This is a genomic window from Sphaerisporangium corydalis (genome assembly GCF_025506355.1).
Lineage (GTDB): Bacteria > Actinomycetota > Actinomycetes > Streptosporangiales > Streptosporangiaceae > Sphaerisporangium > Sphaerisporangium corydalis.
In genome coordinates this window covers 60,034-77,228 of sequence record NZ_JANZYP010000006.1, presented here as the reverse complement: position 1 = coordinate 77,228, position 17,195 = coordinate 60,034, and the positions used below count along the sequence as shown (strand labels likewise).

At 71.0% G+C, this 17,195-nt stretch carries 13 protein-coding genes and 1 pseudogene; 5 read left to right on the top strand and 9 right to left on the bottom strand.

All coding sequences use genetic code 11. The annotated features are described in order from the left end of the window. Window positions 1-1,198 precede the first annotated feature (1,198 nt). Both NYZ98_RS06500 and NYZ98_RS06495 read left to right on the top strand, forming a co-directional pair. Window positions 1,199-2,239: a methyltransferase domain-containing protein gene (locus NYZ98_RS06500; RefSeq protein WP_262841623.1), complete on the top strand. Its 1,041-nt coding sequence runs from the start codon at window positions 1,199-1,201 to the stop codon at window positions 2,237-2,239. Between the two features lie 147 nt (window positions 2,240-2,386). Then, window positions 2,387-3,127 carry an SDR family NAD(P)-dependent oxidoreductase gene (locus NYZ98_RS06495; protein WP_262841622.1) on the top strand — a complete coding sequence of 247 codons (741 nt, stop codon included), beginning with the start codon at window positions 2,387-2,389 and terminating at the stop codon, window positions 3,125-3,127. Window positions 3,128-3,523: 396 nt separating this feature from the next. Here the strand turns inward: NYZ98_RS06495 and NYZ98_RS06490 are convergent, their stop codons facing one another. Both NYZ98_RS06490 and NYZ98_RS06485 read right to left on the bottom strand, forming a co-directional pair. Next, complete coding sequence (locus NYZ98_RS06490; RefSeq protein ID WP_262841621.1) at window positions 3,524-4,573, bottom strand: aldo/keto reductase; 1,050 nt, start codon at window positions 4,571-4,573, stop codon at window positions 3,524-3,526. A 225-nt stretch (window positions 4,574-4,798) separates the two neighbouring features. Then, entirely contained in the window at window positions 4,799-5,776 is a 978-nt protein-coding gene (locus NYZ98_RS06485) for a phosphotriesterase family protein (RefSeq protein WP_262841620.1), read from the bottom strand. Between the two features lie 245 nt (window positions 5,777-6,021). Here NYZ98_RS06485 and NYZ98_RS06480 point away from each other — a divergent pair, with 245 nt between their 5' ends. Continuing rightward, window positions 6,022-7,008 (top strand): malate dehydrogenase, encoded by a 987-nt coding sequence (locus NYZ98_RS06480; protein ID WP_262841619.1) that lies wholly within the window; start codon window positions 6,022-6,024, stop codon window positions 7,006-7,008. Window positions 7,009-7,155: 147 nt separating this feature from the next. Further along, complete coding sequence (locus NYZ98_RS06475) at window positions 7,156-8,220, top strand: WD40 repeat domain-containing protein (protein ID WP_262841618.1); 1,065 nt, start codon at window positions 7,156-7,158, stop codon at window positions 8,218-8,220. Window positions 8,221-8,280: 60 nt separating this feature from the next. Here NYZ98_RS06475 and NYZ98_RS41480 read toward each other — a convergent pair. From NYZ98_RS41480 to NYZ98_RS06440, 7 genes and pseudogenes are all read right to left on the bottom strand, one after another. Further along, window positions 8,281-8,685 (bottom strand): annotated as a pseudogene (locus tag NYZ98_RS41480) (DUF998 domain-containing protein); the annotation flags it as partial. Window positions 8,686-8,948: 263 nt separating this feature from the next. Next, the gene (locus tag NYZ98_RS06465; RefSeq protein WP_262841616.1) at window positions 8,949-10,952 is read right to left on the bottom strand and encodes an alpha-amylase family protein; all 2,004 of its coding nucleotides are present in this window, start codon (window positions 10,950-10,952) and stop codon (window positions 8,949-8,951) included. Window positions 10,953-11,069: 117 nt separating this feature from the next. Then, entirely contained in the window at window positions 11,070-11,273 is a 204-nt protein-coding gene (locus tag NYZ98_RS06460) for a cold-shock protein (protein ID WP_248959313.1), read from the bottom strand. Window positions 11,274-11,592: 319 nt separating this feature from the next. Beyond that, window positions 11,593-12,687 carry a bifunctional 3-oxoadipate enol-lactonase/4-carboxymuconolactone decarboxylase PcaDC gene (gene pcaDC / locus NYZ98_RS06455; RefSeq protein ID WP_316249534.1) on the bottom strand — a complete coding sequence of 365 codons (1,095 nt, stop codon included), beginning with the start codon at window positions 12,685-12,687 and terminating at the stop codon, window positions 11,593-11,595. 129 nt (window positions 12,688-12,816) lie between these two features. Further along, on the bottom strand, window positions 12,817-13,974 hold the full coding sequence (pcaB, locus tag NYZ98_RS06450; RefSeq protein ID WP_262841614.1) for a 3-carboxy-cis,cis-muconate cycloisomerase: 1,158 nt from the start codon (window positions 13,972-13,974) through the stop codon (window positions 12,817-12,819). A gap of 229 nt (window positions 13,975-14,203) precedes the next feature. Next, entirely contained in the window at window positions 14,204-15,100 is an 897-nt protein-coding gene (locus NYZ98_RS06445; RefSeq protein ID WP_262841613.1) for a phosphotransferase enzyme family protein, read from the bottom strand. Then, window positions 15,097-16,575: a helix-turn-helix domain-containing protein gene (locus NYZ98_RS06440; RefSeq protein ID WP_262841612.1), complete on the bottom strand. Its 1,479-nt coding sequence runs from the start codon at window positions 16,573-16,575 to the stop codon at window positions 15,097-15,099. The genes NYZ98_RS06445 and NYZ98_RS06440 overlap by 4 nt, the downstream gene beginning before the upstream one ends. A 242-nt stretch (window positions 16,576-16,817) precedes the next feature. Here NYZ98_RS06440 and NYZ98_RS06435 point away from each other — a divergent pair, with 242 nt between their 5' ends. Further along, window positions 16,818-17,117 carry a hypothetical protein gene (locus NYZ98_RS06435; RefSeq protein ID WP_262841611.1) on the top strand — a complete coding sequence of 100 codons (300 nt, stop codon included), beginning with the start codon at window positions 16,818-16,820 and terminating at the stop codon, window positions 17,115-17,117. Window positions 17,118-17,195: the final 78 nt, after the last annotated feature.

Genomic DNA, 17,195 nt, shown 5'->3' with positions numbered 1-17,195 from the left:
CCTGCTGCGCCTGCGGGGCCCACGGGACCTACGGGGCCGATCGCCCCGTCGGCCCCGGCCGCACCCGCGGCCCCCGTCAGGCCTATCGCGCCTGGCAAGCCCGTCGGGCCCGTGAGACCGATCGCGCCATCGGCCCCCGCGGGACCGGTGAGTCCAGCCGGGCCCGCCGGACCGGGAGGTCCCGCAGGACCTGGGAGTGCCTCCCCGGCCGGGCCGGGCGGTCCCGGTGGGCCCGCAGGACCAGGCGGGCCCGGCTCTCCCTGCGGGCCGGGGGGCGGGCAGGGGCAGTGCTTGTGGCGGTGGTGGCATCGGCACGGCCCGGTGGCGGCTCGCTTCCCAGGCCGGGACACCACCCGGCCCAGGATCATGCCGGCGTGGCGGGCGGTGCGGGCGTCGCCCTCGCCTGCGGCCGGGCCGGGGCGGCCGGTCACCGGGTTCTGCGCGGCGGAGCCGGCCGTCTGGCAGGACAAGGCCAGAAAGGCGCCCACCGCCGTGGTGGTAATCGTCAAGGTACGCCGTCGTATGCGCGATTTACTGGCTGATGTGCATATGTCGTGATCGAAGGTCATTGCGTTCCATGTCGTCAACGATTCCAGGGAATCGAGATTTTTGTACCACATTTGTGGCGGTAACCACGGTATGCTCAATATTCGACATGCCGAACGCGCTAACGCCCTAACAAAGGTCAATGCGTTCGCCTTGAAGCCGGAAAAGCCCTTGCGACACCAGGATCGCCCACCTTTTTATCCCCATTGCCGCCTTGGCCCTTCGGCAATCAGGTCTGGTTTACCTAGAAATAGCGTTGTTCAGCCGATTACGGCAGGCATGTCTGTACACCATGGTGGACGTACGAGATCGGGTGACATAAGGGCATTATGCCTGCAAGATGCCCCTGCATGGCGAAGGTGGATGAAAATCCAGAATAACGCCGGATAAGGCGTTCCTGGAGATCCGCGACCAGGTAGACCTCGGCCCCTCGGTCTTTGGCCAAAGAGTCCTCCGCGCCGAGCAGAGCGGGTTACGATCGGCAGAAAGCCGGGGCGAAAGCGAACCGGCGTGATGGAGCCAGACGGCCGGTTCCAGGGAATGCGATGAACAGGGGAGAAAAGAGGTCAGTGGAGGGCAGATGACCATCAGTGAGCATAATTCCGCCCTCACTGATCGGCTGACGGATCTCGACGATCGATGGCAGGGTGCCATGCGTTCCGTACCCCGCCATCTGTTCATTCCCGACCGGGCCTGGTGCCACCCCGACGACGGCCCCGGCTACCTGATCGACCGAGCGGCCGACCCGGGAATGTGGCTGGCCGCCGCGTACTCCGACGCCGTGATCGTCACGCGGATCGACGACGGCATGGGCGACATGAGACAGCCCATCGGCGCCTTCGCCTCCTCGGTGTCCGCGCCGGGCATCGTCGCGGCGGCCCTGTCCCTGCTCGACCCCTTCGACGGGGACGAGGTCCTGGAGATCGGCACGGGCACGGGGTGGACGGCCGGGCTGCTGGCGCGGCGCCTCGGGGACGAGAACGTCACCAGCATCGAAACCGACCGGCTCGTGTTCGCCGAGGCCGCAGGGAACCTGAAGCGGTCCGGGCTCTCGCCCCGGCTGCTCCTCGGGGACGGCGCCAGGGGCTGGCCGGACGGGGCGCTGTACGACCGGGTCCACGTCACCCGCGGCGTGCGTGAGGTGCCGCATCCGTGGGTGGAGCAGACCCGCCCCGGCGGGCTGATCGTGCTCCCCTGGACACCCCGGTGGGAGGGCGGCCACCTGCTCAGGCTGACCGCCGCCGGGGACGGCACCGCCGTGGGCAGGTTCCACCGAGGGGTGGCCGCCATGCCGATGCGGTCGCAACGGCTGGTCCCCGCCCAGGTCGAGGGGCCGTACCGCCGGTCGGCCACCCATCTCGACCCGCGCAGGGTGGTGCGGTCCTCGGCCGGGGCGGACGTCGCCGTCGCCGGGTCGCTGCCGGACGTGTACGGCACGCACGCCGGCGAGGAGGACGGCGGATTCCGGCTGTGGCTCTGGTCGGGCGACTCCGAGGCGCAGGTGCATCGCGCACCCGGGTACAAGCAGTCCTCGGTCTTCCACCGGGGGCCCCGCGACCTGTGGGCGGAGGTGGAGGCCGCCTACCTGCGCTGGGTCTCCTGGGGGGCTCCCGACCGCGACCGGTTCGGGATGACCGTCACCCCCGCGGGCCAGCACATCTGGCTCGACTCGCCCGGCAACCCGCTCATGTAGCCCGTCGGGCCGGCACACCTGGCCCGGCTTCCGCGAGCAACCCGCATGTAGCCCTCTCGGCCCTTCCCGGAATCGGACCTGGAACTGGGAACGCGAGGTCGGATTAGCGCCAGACCGGGTGCTCACGAGGGCGACATGCTCGTGGCCATGAACAAGATCGAAGGCAGGACGGCGCTGGTCACCGGCGGGAGCCGGGGCATCGGCAGGGCCGTCGCACTGCGACTGGCCGAGGACGGCGCCGACGTGGTGCTGACCTACGAGCACGAGACCGAACGGGCCGCCGCGGTGGTCGACCAGATCAAGGAGATCGGACGGCGTGCGGTGGCCGTCCAGGCCGACAGCGCCGACGTCGCGGCGGTCACGGCCGCCGTGGACGAGGCCGCCGCGACGTTCGGGCGGCTCGACATCCTGGTCAACAACGCCGGCGTCTTCGTCGTCGGTCCGATCGAGGACCTCGGCCCGGCCGAGTTCGACCGGACCGTCGCCGTCAACGTCCGGGCGCCCTTCATGGCGTCGCGTGCGGCGGCGCGTCATATGACGGAGGGTGGGCGGATCATCAGTGTCGGCAGCAACGTGGGCGAACGGACGGTCTTTCCGGGGTTCACGTTGTACGCGCTGAGCAAGACGGCGCTCATCGGCATGACCAAGGGACTGGCCCGCGACCTGGGCCCGCGTGGCATCACCGCCAACCTGGTCAACCCTGGTCCTACCGACACCGACGCCAATCCCGCCGACAACCCGAACGCCGACGCGATCAGGAGCTTCACCGCCCTGGGCCGCTACGCCACCCCCGACGAGATCGCCGCCACCGTCGCGCACCTCGCCGGCGACGGCGGCCGGTACATCACCGGCGCGACCATCAACGTCGACGGCGGCTTCACCATCTAGAGCACGGACCCCACGAACCCTTCGCGGGTCCAGACAGTAACCCACCGCTACCGGCGGGGCCGCCGTACAGGGCGCCGGCCTGGCCGTACCCCGTCCCACCGCGTCGGCCCCACTACGTGCCAGTGTGCGAGGAGATGGTCGCGGGTCGGGATCGCGGGGTCGGGGGGGTCCGGGGGTCGGTCGGGCGCGGGAATGGCGGCAGGGCCGGTAGGCCTTGGGAAGACTGCCCGAGCCGGAGGCGAGGACCTTCTCCCCCGAGCCGGAGGCGAGGACCTTCTCCCCCGAGCCCGGCGCCACACAGGGCGCCGACCTCGCCGTACCCCCTCCCGCCGCCTCGGCGCCCGTATCGCGACACGGGACAGCGGAAGGGAGTGTGTGGCGGCGGGGGGGTGGGGGTTAGGTGGCGGGGCGGTCGGGGGTGGGGCGGCGGCGGGTTGTGGGGGTGGTGAGGGAGGGGGGGAGCCAGGCGCCGTCGGGGTGGTAGGCGTTGGTGCCGGGGGGCACGATCTCGTCGAGGCGGTCGAGGACCTCGTCGGTGAGGACGAGCGAGGCGCCCTTCAACAGTTCGCCGAGCTGTTCCATGGTCCTCGGCCCGGTGATCACCGAGGTGACGGCGGGGTGCACGAGGGTGAAGGCCACGGAGAGTTCGGGCAGCGAGCAGCCGAGCCCGTCCGCGACCTCGGCCAGCTTCTCGACGAGCTCCAGCTTGGCCACGTTCTCGGGGATCGACGGGTCGAAGCGCGACGGCATGAGCGACGCGCGCCCGCTGGAGAGGTCGACGGGCCGGCCCTTGCGGTACTTGCCGGACAGGAAGCCGGAGGCGAGCGGGCTCCAGGTGAGCACCCCCATGCCGAGGCGCAAGCAGGTCGGCAGCAGGGAGGTCTCGATTCCGCGGGCCAGGAGCGAGTACGGCGGCTGCTCGGTCCTGAAGCGTTGCAGGCCACGACGGTCGGCGACGTGGTACGCCTCGACGATGTCCTCGGCCGGGAAGGTCGAGCACCCGAAGGCGCGGATCTTCCCCTGGCTCACGAGGTCGGTCAGGACCGAGAGCGTCTCCTCGATGTCGGTCGTGTGGTCGGGGCGGTGGACCTGGTAGAGGTCGATCCAGTCGGTCTGGAGGCGGCGCAGGCTGTCCTCGACCTCCTTGAGGATCCAGCGCCGCGAGTTGCCGCCCTGGTTGCGGCCTTCGCCCATCGGGAAGTGCACCTTGGTGGCGAGGACGACGTCGTCGCGGCGGCCCTTGAGCGCCTTGCCCACGATCTCCTCGGACTCGCCCGCGGAGTACATGTCCGCGGTGTCGACGAAGTTGATCCCGTGGTCGAGGGCGGTGTGCACGATGCGGGCGCAGTCGTCGTGGTCGGAGTTGCCGACGGCGCCGAACATCATGGTGCCGAGACAGTGGACGCTCACTTCGATGCCGGTGCCGCCGAGAACGCGATAGCGCATGGTCACGCTCCCTTGTGGGTCGGCCGGATCACGGTCGCGAAGGAGCCGATGATCTTCATGTCGGGTAGGTCGTTCACCCGCCGAACCCTAGAACCTGGACTTGACTCCAGGTCAAGTCCAGCCCAGGGTCCACGACAGGACGATCCGAGCTGTCCGGCTTCCGGTCTCAGGACGAGCCCACCGCTCGTGGCCGCACGGGGGTGCGCCGTTCGTGGCCGCGCGTGGTCAGGAGAAGTAGCGGCGGGGGTTGGTGATGAGCATCTGGTGGAGCTGGGCGTCGGTCACGCCTTTTTCGCGGAGGGCGGGGAGGACGTTCTCGTGGATGTGGCCGTAGCGCCAGTTGGGCGCGGTCTGCTCCAGCATGGTGTCCCAGGCGCCGCCGAAGTAGTCCATGAAGCAGGCGCTGTCGTGGCTGAGGACCATGCGGTCGGCGTAGCCGCGTTCGCACAGGGCGGCGATCGTGGCGACCCGCGACTCGGTGGGGTTGTAGAGCTCCAGCCCGAACCGGTCCATGCCCAGCGTGGCGCCGGTGTCGGCGAGCCGCATGAGGTAGTCGAGGTCGTTGCTGTCGCCGGAGTGCCCGAGGACGACCTTGGTGAGGTCCACGCCCGCCTTGGCGAACAGGTCGGCGGCGGCCAGGCCCGCCTGGGTGTACGCGTTGGTGTGGACGGTGATCGGCACCCCGGTCCTGAGGTGGGCCTGGGCCACGGCCTGGCAGATGCGCTCGACCCCCGGCGTCACGCCCTTGTGCTCCACCACGCACTTGAGGAACGCCGCCTTGACCCCGGTGCCGGCGATGCCTTCAGTGATGTCGCGGACGAAGTCGTCGACCATGGGCTCGGGCATGTCCATCACCAGTCCCGGGCCGCGGTGCTCGTACTGGTGGGGGACGTCGTCGAAGCAGTACAGGCCGGTGGCCACGATCACGTTGAGCTCAGGCACCTCGGCGGCGATGCGCTGGACGCGCGGGATGTACCTGCCGAGCCCCCAGACCGTGGGATCGACGATGGTCGCGACGCCCGTGGCGGCGAGCGCGCGAAGCTTGGAGATCGCGTCGGCCACCCGGTGTTCCTCGTCCCACCAGGCGCCGGTCCCGTAGTTGTCGACGTGTTCGGTGGCGAGGACGAAGACGTGCTCGTGCATCAGCGTCTGGCCGAGGGCGCCGACGTCCACGCTTCCGCGAACCGTTTCCACCGTGGGCATGCGGACCTCCCGGGGCGTCCCTCTCTCAGAACGATCCCCGTACCGTAGATCCGTGTGAGCCGCGCGTCAACGACCCTCACGAACGGCTTCACGCGGTGGTGAGCGGCGGTCCCCGGGTCCCGGCGAGCGCCGGGGAGGGGACCCGCGTCGCGCCGGGGAGGGGGCCTGCGTTCGGACGGCGGCGATTCGAGCGGATACCCTTCGGCTGTTCGGAATACCGTCAACCGCCCACGTAGGGGAACGTCATGACGCAGGCTCCCGTCAAGGTCACCGTCACCGGCGCCGCCGGTCAGATCGGCTACGCGCTGCTCTTCCGCATCGCATCCGGCCACCTGCTCGGCCCGGACGTGCCGGTGCGGCTGAGCCTGCTGGAGATCCCGCAGGCCGTCAAGGCCGCCGAGGGCACCGCCATGGAGCTCGACGACTGCGCGTTCCCGCTGCTCCAGGGCATCGACATCAGCGACGACGTCAACCGTGCCTTCGAGGGCACCAACATCGCGCTGCTGGTGGGCGCCCGCCCGCGTACGGCCGGCATGGAGCGGGGCGACCTGCTGCAGGCCAACGGCGGCATCTTCGGCCCGCAGGGCAAGGCCATCAACGACAACGCCGCCGACGACGTACGGGTGCTGGTGGTGGGCAACCCGGCCAACACCAACGCGCTGATCGCCCAGTCGCACGCCCCCGACGTGCCCGCCGAGCGGTTCACGGCGATGACCCGGCTCGACCACAACCGCGCGCTGTCGCAGCTCGCCGCCAAGCTGGACGTCCCGGTGACCGCGATCACCAAGATGACCATCTGGGGCAACCACTCCGCCACGCAGTACCCCGACCTGTACAACGCCGAGGTCAACGGCAAGATCGCCGCCGAGCAGGTGGACGAGGGCTGGCTGCGCGACACCTTCATTCCCACGGTCGCCAAGCGCGGCGCCGCGATCATCGAGGCGCGCGGCGCGTCCTCGGCGGCGTCGGCGGCCAACGCGGCGATCGACCACGTCCACGACTGGGTGAACGGCACGCCCGAGGGCGACTGGACCTCGGCCGGGCTCCCGTCGGACGGCTCGTACGGCGTGCCCGAGGGCCTGATCTCGTCGTTCCCGGTCGTGTCGCGCGGCGGGAGCTGGGAGATCGTCCAGGGCGTGTCGGTCAATTCGTTCTCGCGGGAGCGCATCGACGCCTCGGCCGCCGAGCTGGGCGAGGAGCGCGACGCGGTCCGCCAGCTCGGTCTCATCTGATCCACGACCGGAGCCGAGGGCCCAGGGTGCCGTTTTCCAGGGCACCCGGGGGCCCCGGCCACGGTCTTCCCGGCCGGGCTCGATCTCCTGGCCTGCGGCGCGAACCTCTTGCCCTCTTCGGCGGTCTAACCGGCGAAAGGAGAAATCATGAGGTTCACAGCAGTGGGTGCGCTGGTGCTGGTCCTGGGCGTGACGACGGCCCTGCCGGCGTCGGGCACCACGACCACCCCGCGCACCACCCAACTCGCCCAGCTCACCCGACTCGGCCACAGCGCCACGACCGTCCCGGCCGCGCACACCGCGCACACCGCGCACAAGACGCTCGCCGGTCACGAGACGCACGCCGGCGCGGTCCGGTACGCCTCGCTCAGGAGTTGCACGGTCAAGAAGGAGACGGCCCCGTGCGGCCCGTGGCGGCTCAACCTGCACGACGGCACGCGGTCCACCCTGCCCGGCGCCAGGGTCCACGCCCGCGACGCGCACGGCAAGGTACTCAAGGACGTGCCCGCTCCGATCGCGGTCAGCGGGGACGGCCGGTCCATCGCCTACATCCGCGATCGTGACGACCGCCTGGTGGTACGGGAGCTCACCGGGAAGGTCCACACCATGCCGGGGAGCGCGCTTCCCAAGGCCACGGACGGCCTGACGTTCGACCTGTCGCTGACCGGCGGCGTCCTCGCGGTGGAGGACGGCGACGAGAAGTGGGTCCGCCTGTTCGACGTCGCGGCGGGCAAGGCGCTCGGCACCCTGCCCGCACACCACGCCTTCGCCGGTTTCAGCGGGGACGAGGACGAGGTGCTCGCCACCATGGGCTCCGACGAGAACACCACGCTACTGGTCACCTACGACCTCGAGGGGAACGAGCTGACCAGCCGGGTGCCACCGCAGGTCGTGGCGTCCAACACGCCCGCCACGCTGAGCGCCGACGGCCGCACGGTCGCGTTCTACTCTCCCGGCACCCGCACCCTGAAGTTCTACGACCTGGAGTCGGACACCGTCGTGGGCGGGGTCCGTGTCAAGCTGCCCGGCGGCGGCACCACTCCCGAGATGCTCGACTGGACGGGGGCCCACGAGGTGACGGCGCACGTCCTGCACGGCGAGACGTCGACCACCATGACCGTCCTGCGCATCGACACCGGCACCGGCGCGGTCAAGGTCCGCGACTCCTACAAGATCAAGAACGCGTTCACCTTCGCGGCCTGCGGCGGCTGACAGCCCGATCAGGACCAGGACGACGACCTCGGTGACCACCACCAGGCGCTGGGTCAGCCCGGCGGGCACGGCACCGGGGTCGACGCCGAACATGCGGACGGCATAGGGCAGCAGCACCAGCAGGAGGAACCCGGTGGCGGCGAGGCTCAGCCCGCGCAGCGCCCGGGCGTGCCTGCCCTCGCGGGCCGCGACGACCAGGCCCGCGACCGGCATGCAAACGAACGCGACAAAGGCTGCGTAGCGGTGGATCCCCCCCGACATCGACAACGACATCCCCGGCTGGTCGGTGGGGAACGCCGCGATCAGCAACATGCAACAGCCCCACGCGCCGAGCAGCAGCGCCGTGGGGCGCCCGCTCCCCCGCCGCGACAGGTCCACGGCGAGCAGAGCCGCCCCGACGGCGAACAAGGTCAGCGAGGTCGCCAGCAACCAGCCGTGCGGGTGGTAGGCGTACTCACTGATCATGCCCCGGAGGGGGTCCAGGTCAGAGGTCACGTGCAGCGTGGCCATCGTGGTGGCCCCTCCGGTGAGGGCGGCGAACCCACCGGCCGTCAGACGACTCTTCATGCCTTCGACTGTGGCCGCAGGCCCCCCTCGCGGGCATCGGAGATCAGCCGGAAGCGTGCCCTGGAGCGCCCCCGAGCCGACCCCGACCCCGCCGCGCCCGGACGCGGCCTCAGATCAGGGTGAGGCCGCGTTCACCAGGGGGAACGACCCGAGGAACCGGGTCAGCCGCTCTTGGCCGCCTTCCCCGACGAACCGCCCTTCCCGGACGAGCCACCCTTGCCGGACGAGCCACCCTTGCCGGACGCACCGCCCTTGGCCGTCGTGGCGCCCTTGGACGCGGCGCCGCTCTTGGCGGCGGCGGTACCACCCTTGGCGGCGGCGCCACTCCGGGCTTTGGTGCCGCCCTTGGCGGGGCTCTTGGCGGCCCTGGCGCCGCCGACCTTGCCGCGCTGGGGGCCGTCCGCCTTGTCGGCCGGCGCGAGCTCGGGCTCGGAGGCCCGCATCCAGCGGCAGCCGTACGGGTCGAGGTCGACCGACGCCAGGCCCTTGGCGGAGAGCTCGGTGGTGCCGTCGAGCAGCAGGTCGGTCAGCACCTGGCCGTCGCCGAGGTCGCCGAGGTCGAGCTCGACGGACACCTTCTCGCCGGAGAAGTTGTGCAGGGCGAGGACGGTGGTGCCGTCGATGTCCGCGCGGTGCGCGAGGACGGCGGGCTCCCCGGTGTCGAGCACCTGGTACTCGCCCCAGGCCAGCTCGGGGCATCCCCGGTACTGCTCGACCAGCTTGGTGATCCACATGAGCAGGGAGTCGGGGTCGCGCCGCTGGGCGCTGACGTTGACGTTCTCCGGGCCGTACTCCCCCTCGACCATGGGGTTGCGGAACGTCTCGGGGTCGGCGGTGGAGAAGCCGCCGTTGCGGTGGGGCGTCCACTGCATCGGCGTCCGCACGGACTCGCGGCCCTCGACCTTGAGGTTCTCCCCCATGCCGATCTCCTCGCCGTAGAAGAGCACGGGCGTGCCCGGCAGGGAGAACAGCAGGCTGTAGACCATCTTGATCTTCCGCAGGTCGCCGTCCAGCATGGGCGGCAGGCGCCGGCGCAGTCCACGGTCGTACAGCTGCATGTCCTTGTCGGGGCCGAACGCCGCGAAGACCTCCTGGCGCTCCTTCTCGGTCAGCTTGTCCAGCGTCAGCTCGTCGTGGTTGCGGACGAAGGTGGCCCAGTGGCTGTCCCTGGGCGGCGCCGGGCGGTCCTTGAGCGACTGGGCCAGCGGTCTGGCGTCCTCCCGGGCGAGCGCCAGGTACATCCGCTGCATGCCGATGAAGTCGAAGCACATCGTGACCTCGTCGCCGAGGTCGTTGCCGAAGAACTTGAGCAGGTCCGGGTACTCCAGGTTGACCTCGCCGAGGAGGACGGCGCTGCCGTCCCTGCGGTTCATGAAGGCGCGCATGTCGCGCATGAACTCGTGCACGTCCGGCAGCGCGACCTCCTTGCCCCCGGCGGGCTTGGCCTTGGCGCCCTTGCCCTTGGCGGGTTTGCCGGCCCGATCGCCCGCGGACTCCTCCTTCGCGGTCTCCTCCTTGATGGAGACGTCCTCGACCAGGAAGGGGACGGCGTCGACGCGGAACCCCGAGAGCCCGAGCTCCATCCAGAAGCCGAGGATGCGGGCGATCTCATCGCGAACGTCGGGGTTGGCGACGTTGAGGTCCGGCTGGAACCGGTAGAAACGGTGGTAGTAGTACTGGCCGCTGCCCTTGTCGTACTCCCAGAGGCTCTTCTCCTTGTCGGGGAAGACCACGCCCTTGGGGTCGTCGGGTTCGGGGGTGTCGGACCAGATGTACCAGTCGCGGTAGCGCGAGTCCTTGGTCGACCGCGCCTCCTTGAACCAGGGGTGCTGGTCGGAGGTGTGGTTGACCACGAGGTCGGCGATCACCCGGATGCCCCGGTCACGCGCCGTGCGCATGAACTCGACGAACTCCCCGAGCGTCCCGAGTCGTGGATCTATACCGTAAAAGTCCGATATGTCGTATCCATCGTCGCGGTCGGGCGTCGGGAAGAACGGCATCAGCCAGATACAGGTCACCCCGAGCCGTTCGAGATGATCGATATGCTCGGTGGCGCCGCGGAAATCGCCGATGCCGTCGCCGTTGCCGTCGGCGTAGGTCTCCACGTCGAGGCAGTAGACGACGGCGTTCTTCCACCACAGGTCTGAGGTAAAGGTGAGTCTCACTCGCCCGCCTCTACCCCCGCGGACGGCAAAATATCTGGCAAGCGTGGCCGGATCCGGCCGGAAAATCTAAGGGCCCGTACCGGCGGAGCGGTACGGGCCCAGATGAGAATGGCTGCGTCAGATGACGGTAACCTGCTCGGCCTGCGGGCCCTTGGCCCCCTGAACGGTCACGTACGTGACTCGCTGGTTCTCATCCAGGCTGCGGTAGCCACCGGAGGTGATCGCCGAGTAGTGCACGAACACGTCGGCACTACCGTCGTCCGGAGCGATGAACCCAAAGCCCTTTTCGGCGTTGAACCACTTTACGGTGCCTTCAGACAACTCTGCTTCTCCTTGTTAGGAGCTTCACCGGGCCGCCAAGTCGGCTGCTCGGGGCTGCGTAGCGGACCAGACCCTGCATCCGCGGAAACCGCTGAAGAAGCAGAACGACCGCTGTCAGGAAACTTCCCGCGGGCGCTTTTGAAAAAGACGTTCGAGGAAACTACGACTGCAACACGGTCGACCCTACCGGCTGTCTGACCGAATCACAAACGAATCACGCGTGTCGCGAAGGCCGCTGGTCGCCGTACCCCGAGTGAACCCGACGGGCCCTGATTTGTCGCTACATAGCGTGACAGGACGCCCGTGTTCCGGCATATGGTCAGTTCTCCTCCTGAAGCACCCGCTGGGCCACGCCGAAGGCGGCGTTGGCAGCGGGAACCCCGCAGTAGACGGCGGTCTGGAGCAGCACTTCCTTGATCTCGTCGGGGGTGAGCCCGTTGCGCAGCGCGGCCCGCACGTGCATCGCGAGCTCGTCGAGATGTCCCCGGGCGACCAGGGCGGTGAGCGTGACGCAGCTCCGCGTCCTGCGATCGAGGCCGGGGCGGGTCCAGATCTCCCCCCACGCGTACCGGGTGATGAAGTCCTGGAAGTCGGCCGTGAAGTCGGTGACCGAGGCCAGGGCCCGGTCCACGTGGGCGTCGCCGAGCACCTCGCGGCGCGCCTTCATGCCCTGGCCGTGCCCGAGGAAGCGCGACATGAGGCCGGACACCGCCCGCGCGCGCTCCAGGTTGGCCAGGTGGGCCGCCTCGGCGACCACCGCCAGCCGCGCGCCGGGGATGCCCTCGGCGAGGGTCTCGGCGTGCTCCAGGGGGGTCGCCGGGTCCTGGTCGCCCGCGATCACCAGCGTGCGCGCCGTCACACCGGCCAGCCGGTCACGCAGGTCGAAGGCCGCGATCGCGTCGCAGGCCAGGGCGTACGACTCCGCGTCGGTGCCGAGCAGGCTCGTCTGGACCGGTTCGGCCAGCTCGGGGGCGACGCCGAGGGTGAACCACCGGGCGGTCACCAGGCCGGCCAGCCAGCTCGTCCCCTCGGCGCGCACCCGCGCGGCCCGTTCCCGCCAGGGCTCCGGCACGCCGAAACAGGCCGAGGTGCAGCACAGCACCAGGTCCGAGACCCGCTCGGGGGCGAGGAGCGCGACGGCCAGCGCGACCGCGCCGCCGAGGGACACCCCGCCGATCGCGAAGCGCTCGGTGCCGGTGAACGCGAGGACCTCCCTGGCCAGGTCGTCGACGGAGAACGCGTCCTTGACGGCGGGCGAGGCGCCGTGCCCCGGCAGGTCGTAGCGGAGCACCCGCCACGAACGGCTCAGCTCGGCCATCTGCGGGTCCCACACATGCGTCGTGGTGCCGAGGGACGGCCCCAGCACCAGCAGCGGCCCGTCCTGCGGTCCGGACAACCGATATCGCAGCTCCACGCTGCCTCCCCTCATCACGGCCGGCTCACCGGCCATCTCCCGACGCCCCCGGCACGAAGCCGGTCGATCGCTTCCTCGTACGCCTCCGGCACGAAGCGGGTCCGACGCCCCCCTCCGGCACGAAGCCGGTCAGCCGCCCTCCTCGTACGCCTCCAGGGCGCGGGTGACCAGGTCCCCCGAGGCGCCGAGGCCGCCGGTCAGGTCGCCGGTGGCGTCGAGGTTCGCCCGCATCCGCTCGGGGAAGACCCGCAGGCCCGCGCACAGCTCGGCGGCGATCTCCGCCGCGCCCCCGGTAAGGCGCAGGCACTCCCGCAGCGGCATCCACTCGGCGTGCCAGGCGCCGGTGGGCCGTTCGTGCTCGGCGACCATCGAGGACTGGAGGATCTGGGCCAGGGCCGGCACCTGCGCCGCCGCGGACCCGATCAGGACCGACAGCACCGGGTTGCGCTTGTGGGGCATCGCCGAGGAGCCGCCCCTGCCGGGGGCGGCCGGCTCGGCGACCTCCCCGACCTCGTTCTGGGCCAGCAGCACCACGTCCCCCGCGATCTTCCCGAGCGCCCCTGCCGTGGTCGCGAGCGCCGCGCCGAGCCCGGCGACGGCGGTCCTGCGTGTGTGCCAGGGCAGTGTGGCCCGTGCCAGGCCGAGCTCGTCGGCGAACACGTCGGTCAGCTCGGCGGGGCCGAGCCCTTCCAGGGTGCCCGCGGCGCCGCCGAGCTGGGCGGGCAGCCGCGCCTCCCGCAGGGCGGCCCTGGCCTCGGCGACCAGCGTCAGCCAGCCGGCCGCCTTCAGGCCGAATGTGATCGGTACGGCGTGCTGCCCGAGGGTGCGCCCGGCCATCGGCGTGTCGCGGTGCCCGTCGGCGAGCCGGGCCAGGGCGTACAGCGTGCGGCCGAGGTCGGCGAGGATCACCTCGCGCGCCCGTTTCGCCATCAGCATCAGCGCGGTGTCCACGATGTCCTGGCTGGTCGCCCCGTGGTGCAGGAACCCGCCCAGCGAGCCCTCGGCGGCGCGGAGCTCGGCCAGCAGGGGGACCACGGGGTTGCCCGCCTCCCGGGCGCGGCGGGCCAGCTCGGCCACGTCGATCTCGATCTTCTCGCACAGCGCCGTGACGGCCTCGGCGGCCGAGGTGGGCACGATGCCGAAGCGCGCCTGGGCGCGGGCGAGCGCGGCCTCGGCGTCGAGCATTCCCCGCAGGAACGCCTCGTCGCAGGTCAGCGCCGCGACCGTCGTGCCGGCCCGTACGGGCGAGAGGAGCCCGGCGTCCAGGGGGGAACCTTCGAAGATCATTCTCGTCTCCCCTTCTCACGAGCGGCTTCGCACAGGCGCGGCCGGAGGCGGGGGCCGCCGGGCGCGGAGTCCATTGTCTGACCCATGCCCACTCAGCCTGGTTTGTCGCACGCGTGGCCCCGCGACCGGCCGCTCACGACCGCCGGACGATCATGACAAAGCAGTCTGCCACGCCCGTCCGCTCAGGCGGCCACGGGCCGCGACCGGTCGGAAAGGGCAAGCGGGAGGGTCAGGCGGGTTCGGCGAGGTACCAGCGGGCCTGGCCGTCGCCGCGGGTGAGCGAGTCGAGGCGGCGGGGCAGCTCCTTGCGGGAGAACGGGTCGCGGGCCGCGTTGCGGATGTGGATGCCGACCGCGTACATGTCCCTGATCTCCATGAGCGTCGGGTAGCCGTGCCAGCGGCGCAGGTCCGAGCCGTACGCCCCGGCGAAGGCGTCGACGTCGGAGGCGGTCAGGCCGAACCGGCGCTGCCCGTGGTAGGTGTGGACCAGGTCCCACTCGCGGGGGCCGACGGCGACCCCGTCCCAGTCGCAGAGCACGGCGTGGCCGTCCTGGCAGCGCAGCAGGTTGTCGATCCAGGCGTCCCCGTGCAGCAGCACCGAGGGTCCCTCGGTCTCCAACTCGGCCCAGCGCGCGGTCAGCTCGGCCACCCTGTCGCGCAGCCAGGCCCGCTGGCAGGGGGTGAGCACCTCCTTGCGGTGCTCGACCGAGTCACGGACCTCGGCCAGCGGGTCGGCGAGCCGCTTCAGCGGGAACGGCGGCACCGGCAGAAGGTGCAGGCTGCGCAGGATGTTCCCGAGCTGGGTGGTCGTGGGCCGCCCGCTGGCGGGCACGTAGTGCCAGAACGTCACCACGCGCCCGTCGAACACCAGGGGCTGCTCGCACAGCTCGTCGGCCGGGCGCACCGTCGGGAAGCCCTGGTCGGCCAGCCACCTGGCCACGGCCAGCACGACCGGCAGCCGGGTGAGGGCGTCGGGCGCGGTGGCGATGCGGACCACGATCTCGTCGCGGAGCTTGAAGACCGCGTTGCTCCTGACCCGGAGCAGCTGGGCGTCCCTGGCGTCGAGGCCGACGCTGTCGCACACTTCCACCAAGATCGCGGCGGCCTCGTCCGCCAGCATGCTCATGGGCGTTCCAGCGCGAGTTGCGGACCCGCCTCCGCCAGAAGGTCGTGTAAATGTCGCGCGGCGGGCGTGCGGCGCTGGCCGCGCGGGACGGTGGACAGCAGGGCGCGGGCGCGGGTGACCACGATCGAGGTGCGGTGCTCCGGCGGCACCTGCGTGAGGGCCTGCTCGGCGAGCCGGCACGCCTCGTCGTAGCCGCCGTCCCTGGCGACGTGCGCCGCCTGGTCGAGCAGGACCAGGGCCGGGTCGATCGTGTAGGGGCTGGAGGGCCGGGAGATCCACTCCTGCACCTGCTGGGACTCGCCCAGCTCGATGAGGGTGCCCATGCGGTAGAACTGCAGCCGCCGCTCGGAGAAGCGGAACGCGAGGTGGTCGGCGCCCTCGCGGGGCATCCGCGAGAAGATGCGCTCGGCCTCGGCCAGCGCGACGCGGGCGGCCTGGTGCTCGCCCATCCGCGCCAGCGCGCGCGCCTCGGCGGCTGCGCCGAGTGCGGCGGGCGAACTTGGAGCGCTCCCGGCGAGCATCCGCGCCTCGCGCGCGAGCCTGACGGTCTCGGTGAGGTCGCCGTAGTAGTACGGCAGCATGGCCTCCTGCGCCCGCACCAGGGCGCGCAGCCTGACCTCGCCCATGTCGTCGGAGGCGGCGCGCGCCGTGCCGTACCAGGCGTGGGCCTGGCGGGTGTCGCCGAGCTTCATCAGCGCGTCGGCCGAGAGCAGGGCGAGCATGGTGGTGGCGTTCAGCAGGCGCCGCTGGGTGACGGCGGGCTGCCGGGAGGAGACCAGCCGGCGCACGTCGGCGATCTCCAGCATCAGCCGGTAGAGCATGGGCAGCGGGGCGCTCTTGATGTACTCGCGGCGGTAGCGCAGCACCTGCTCGTCGAGCCGGTCGAGCTGGTCCTCGCTGATCGTGCCGGCGGCGAGCGTGCGGTCCATGTCCTGGCGGGTGCGCTCGACCTCGGCGAGCAGGCGGCCGTTCAGGGGGAGCCCGGAGCTCAGCAGGGCGTGGTGGAACAGCGCGCGGCGCTCGGCCTCGTCGTCGGGGTCGAGCGCGACGACGCGGGCGTGCGGGACGGCCTCCTCGGGCGGGGTGGCGTGGTTGGAGGCGACGACCACGACGTTCGGGCCCTCGCCGTCGTCGCAGTAGTCGGCGGCCAGGCCCAGGCGCACGGCGTTCGCCGCGTAGAGCCGGGCGATCTGGTCGATGGTCTGCGGCCTCGGCCGGGCCCGGTTGTTCTCCCAGGCGTTCAGCAGGTCGATGCTGGCCCGGGGCAGGCCCAGGGCATGCGCCTCGCAGAGGCGCTCCAGCTCCTCGATGGCCTGGCGCGCCGACCAGCCGCGCGCGAGGCGGTGCGCCTTGAGCAGGCTCACCCCGCAGCAGCTGTTGATGGCCTGTGTCGTCTGCCAGGGGCTCCACTGGCGGGACACGGCCTGTTCCCGCCAGCGTCGCGCGCACGCCGGGGAGTGCTCTCCACGGGCCATTCTTGCCCTCCGCCACTGGAGTGTTCGGCCTTACGGATGTTTCCCCGATGTTAACCAGTCGGCACCTAAAGACCTACAGCGTTACGAGACTGAGGCCTGGGCACCCGCGTGGTTTCCACGTAAACCCCGGCTTCAACCGACGGTATTCCACTTATCAGTGGATTTGCTCTGATTGCCGCTGAGCGCGCACAGGTTCAGTCTGGTCCCCAACCGGTCCCACAATGTCCCCGCTGGAGACCACCATGAAGACCGCAACACCGAGCGTCCAGTCGGCCGAGGCCATCGACCACCTGGAGAGACTCGCCGCGCAGTTGGAGGCGCACGCCTTCCAGGTCCGCCTGACCGCGCGCACCGGGCTCTATCCGCGCCTCCGCGTGATCAATCCAATGGCCCCCGCGGTCACCGAAGACGTCCTCGCCGCCAACGCGGCGGACGGTGAATGGTGGTTCTGGCTCTCGTGGGCCGGCCGCATCGGCCACGCCTCCGACATCGTCACCGCCGCGGAGAGGATCGCGAGCGTCCTGCACGTCATCCGGCGCTGAGCGCGCCGCCGCCTCTCCCAGGCAGGCTCCCGCACGGCCCGCGCGTGACGCCACGCGCGGGCCGTATGCGCTGGAGGA

Excerpts from the sequence above, each read along its gene's own strand:
- NYZ98_RS06500 (WP_262841623.1), top strand. The coding sequence starts at position 1,199 with ATGCGTTCCGTACCCCGCCATCTGTTCATTCCCGACCGGGCCTGGTGC.
- NYZ98_RS06495 (WP_262841622.1), top strand. The coding sequence starts at position 2,387 with ATGAACAAGATCGAAGGCAGGACGGCGCTGGTCACCGGCGGGAGCCGG.
- NYZ98_RS06490 (WP_262841621.1), bottom strand. The coding sequence starts at position 4,573 with ATGCGCTATCGCGTTCTCGGCGGCACCGGCATCGAAGTGAGCGTCCAC.
- NYZ98_RS06485 (WP_262841620.1), bottom strand. The coding sequence starts at position 5,776 with ATGCCCACGGTGGAAACGGTTCGCGGAAGCGTGGACGTCGGCGCCCTC.
- NYZ98_RS06480 (WP_262841619.1), top strand. The coding sequence starts at position 6,022 with ATGACGCAGGCTCCCGTCAAGGTCACCGTCACCGGCGCCGCCGGTCAG.
- NYZ98_RS06475 (WP_262841618.1), top strand. The coding sequence starts at position 7,156 with ATGAGGTTCACAGCAGTGGGTGCGCTGGTGCTGGTCCTGGGCGTGACG.
- pcaB (WP_262841614.1), bottom strand. The coding sequence starts at position 13,974 with ATGATCTTCGAAGGTTCCCCCCTGGACGCCGGGCTCCTCTCGCCCGTA.
- NYZ98_RS06445 (WP_262841613.1), bottom strand. The coding sequence starts at position 15,100 with ATGAGCATGCTGGCGGACGAGGCCGCCGCGATCTTGGTGGAAGTGTGC.
- NYZ98_RS06440 (WP_262841612.1), bottom strand. The coding sequence starts at position 16,575 with ATGGCCCGTGGAGAGCACTCCCCGGCGTGCGCGCGACGCTGGCGGGAA.
- NYZ98_RS06435 (WP_262841611.1), top strand. The coding sequence starts at position 16,818 with ATGAAGACCGCAACACCGAGCGTCCAGTCGGCCGAGGCCATCGACCAC.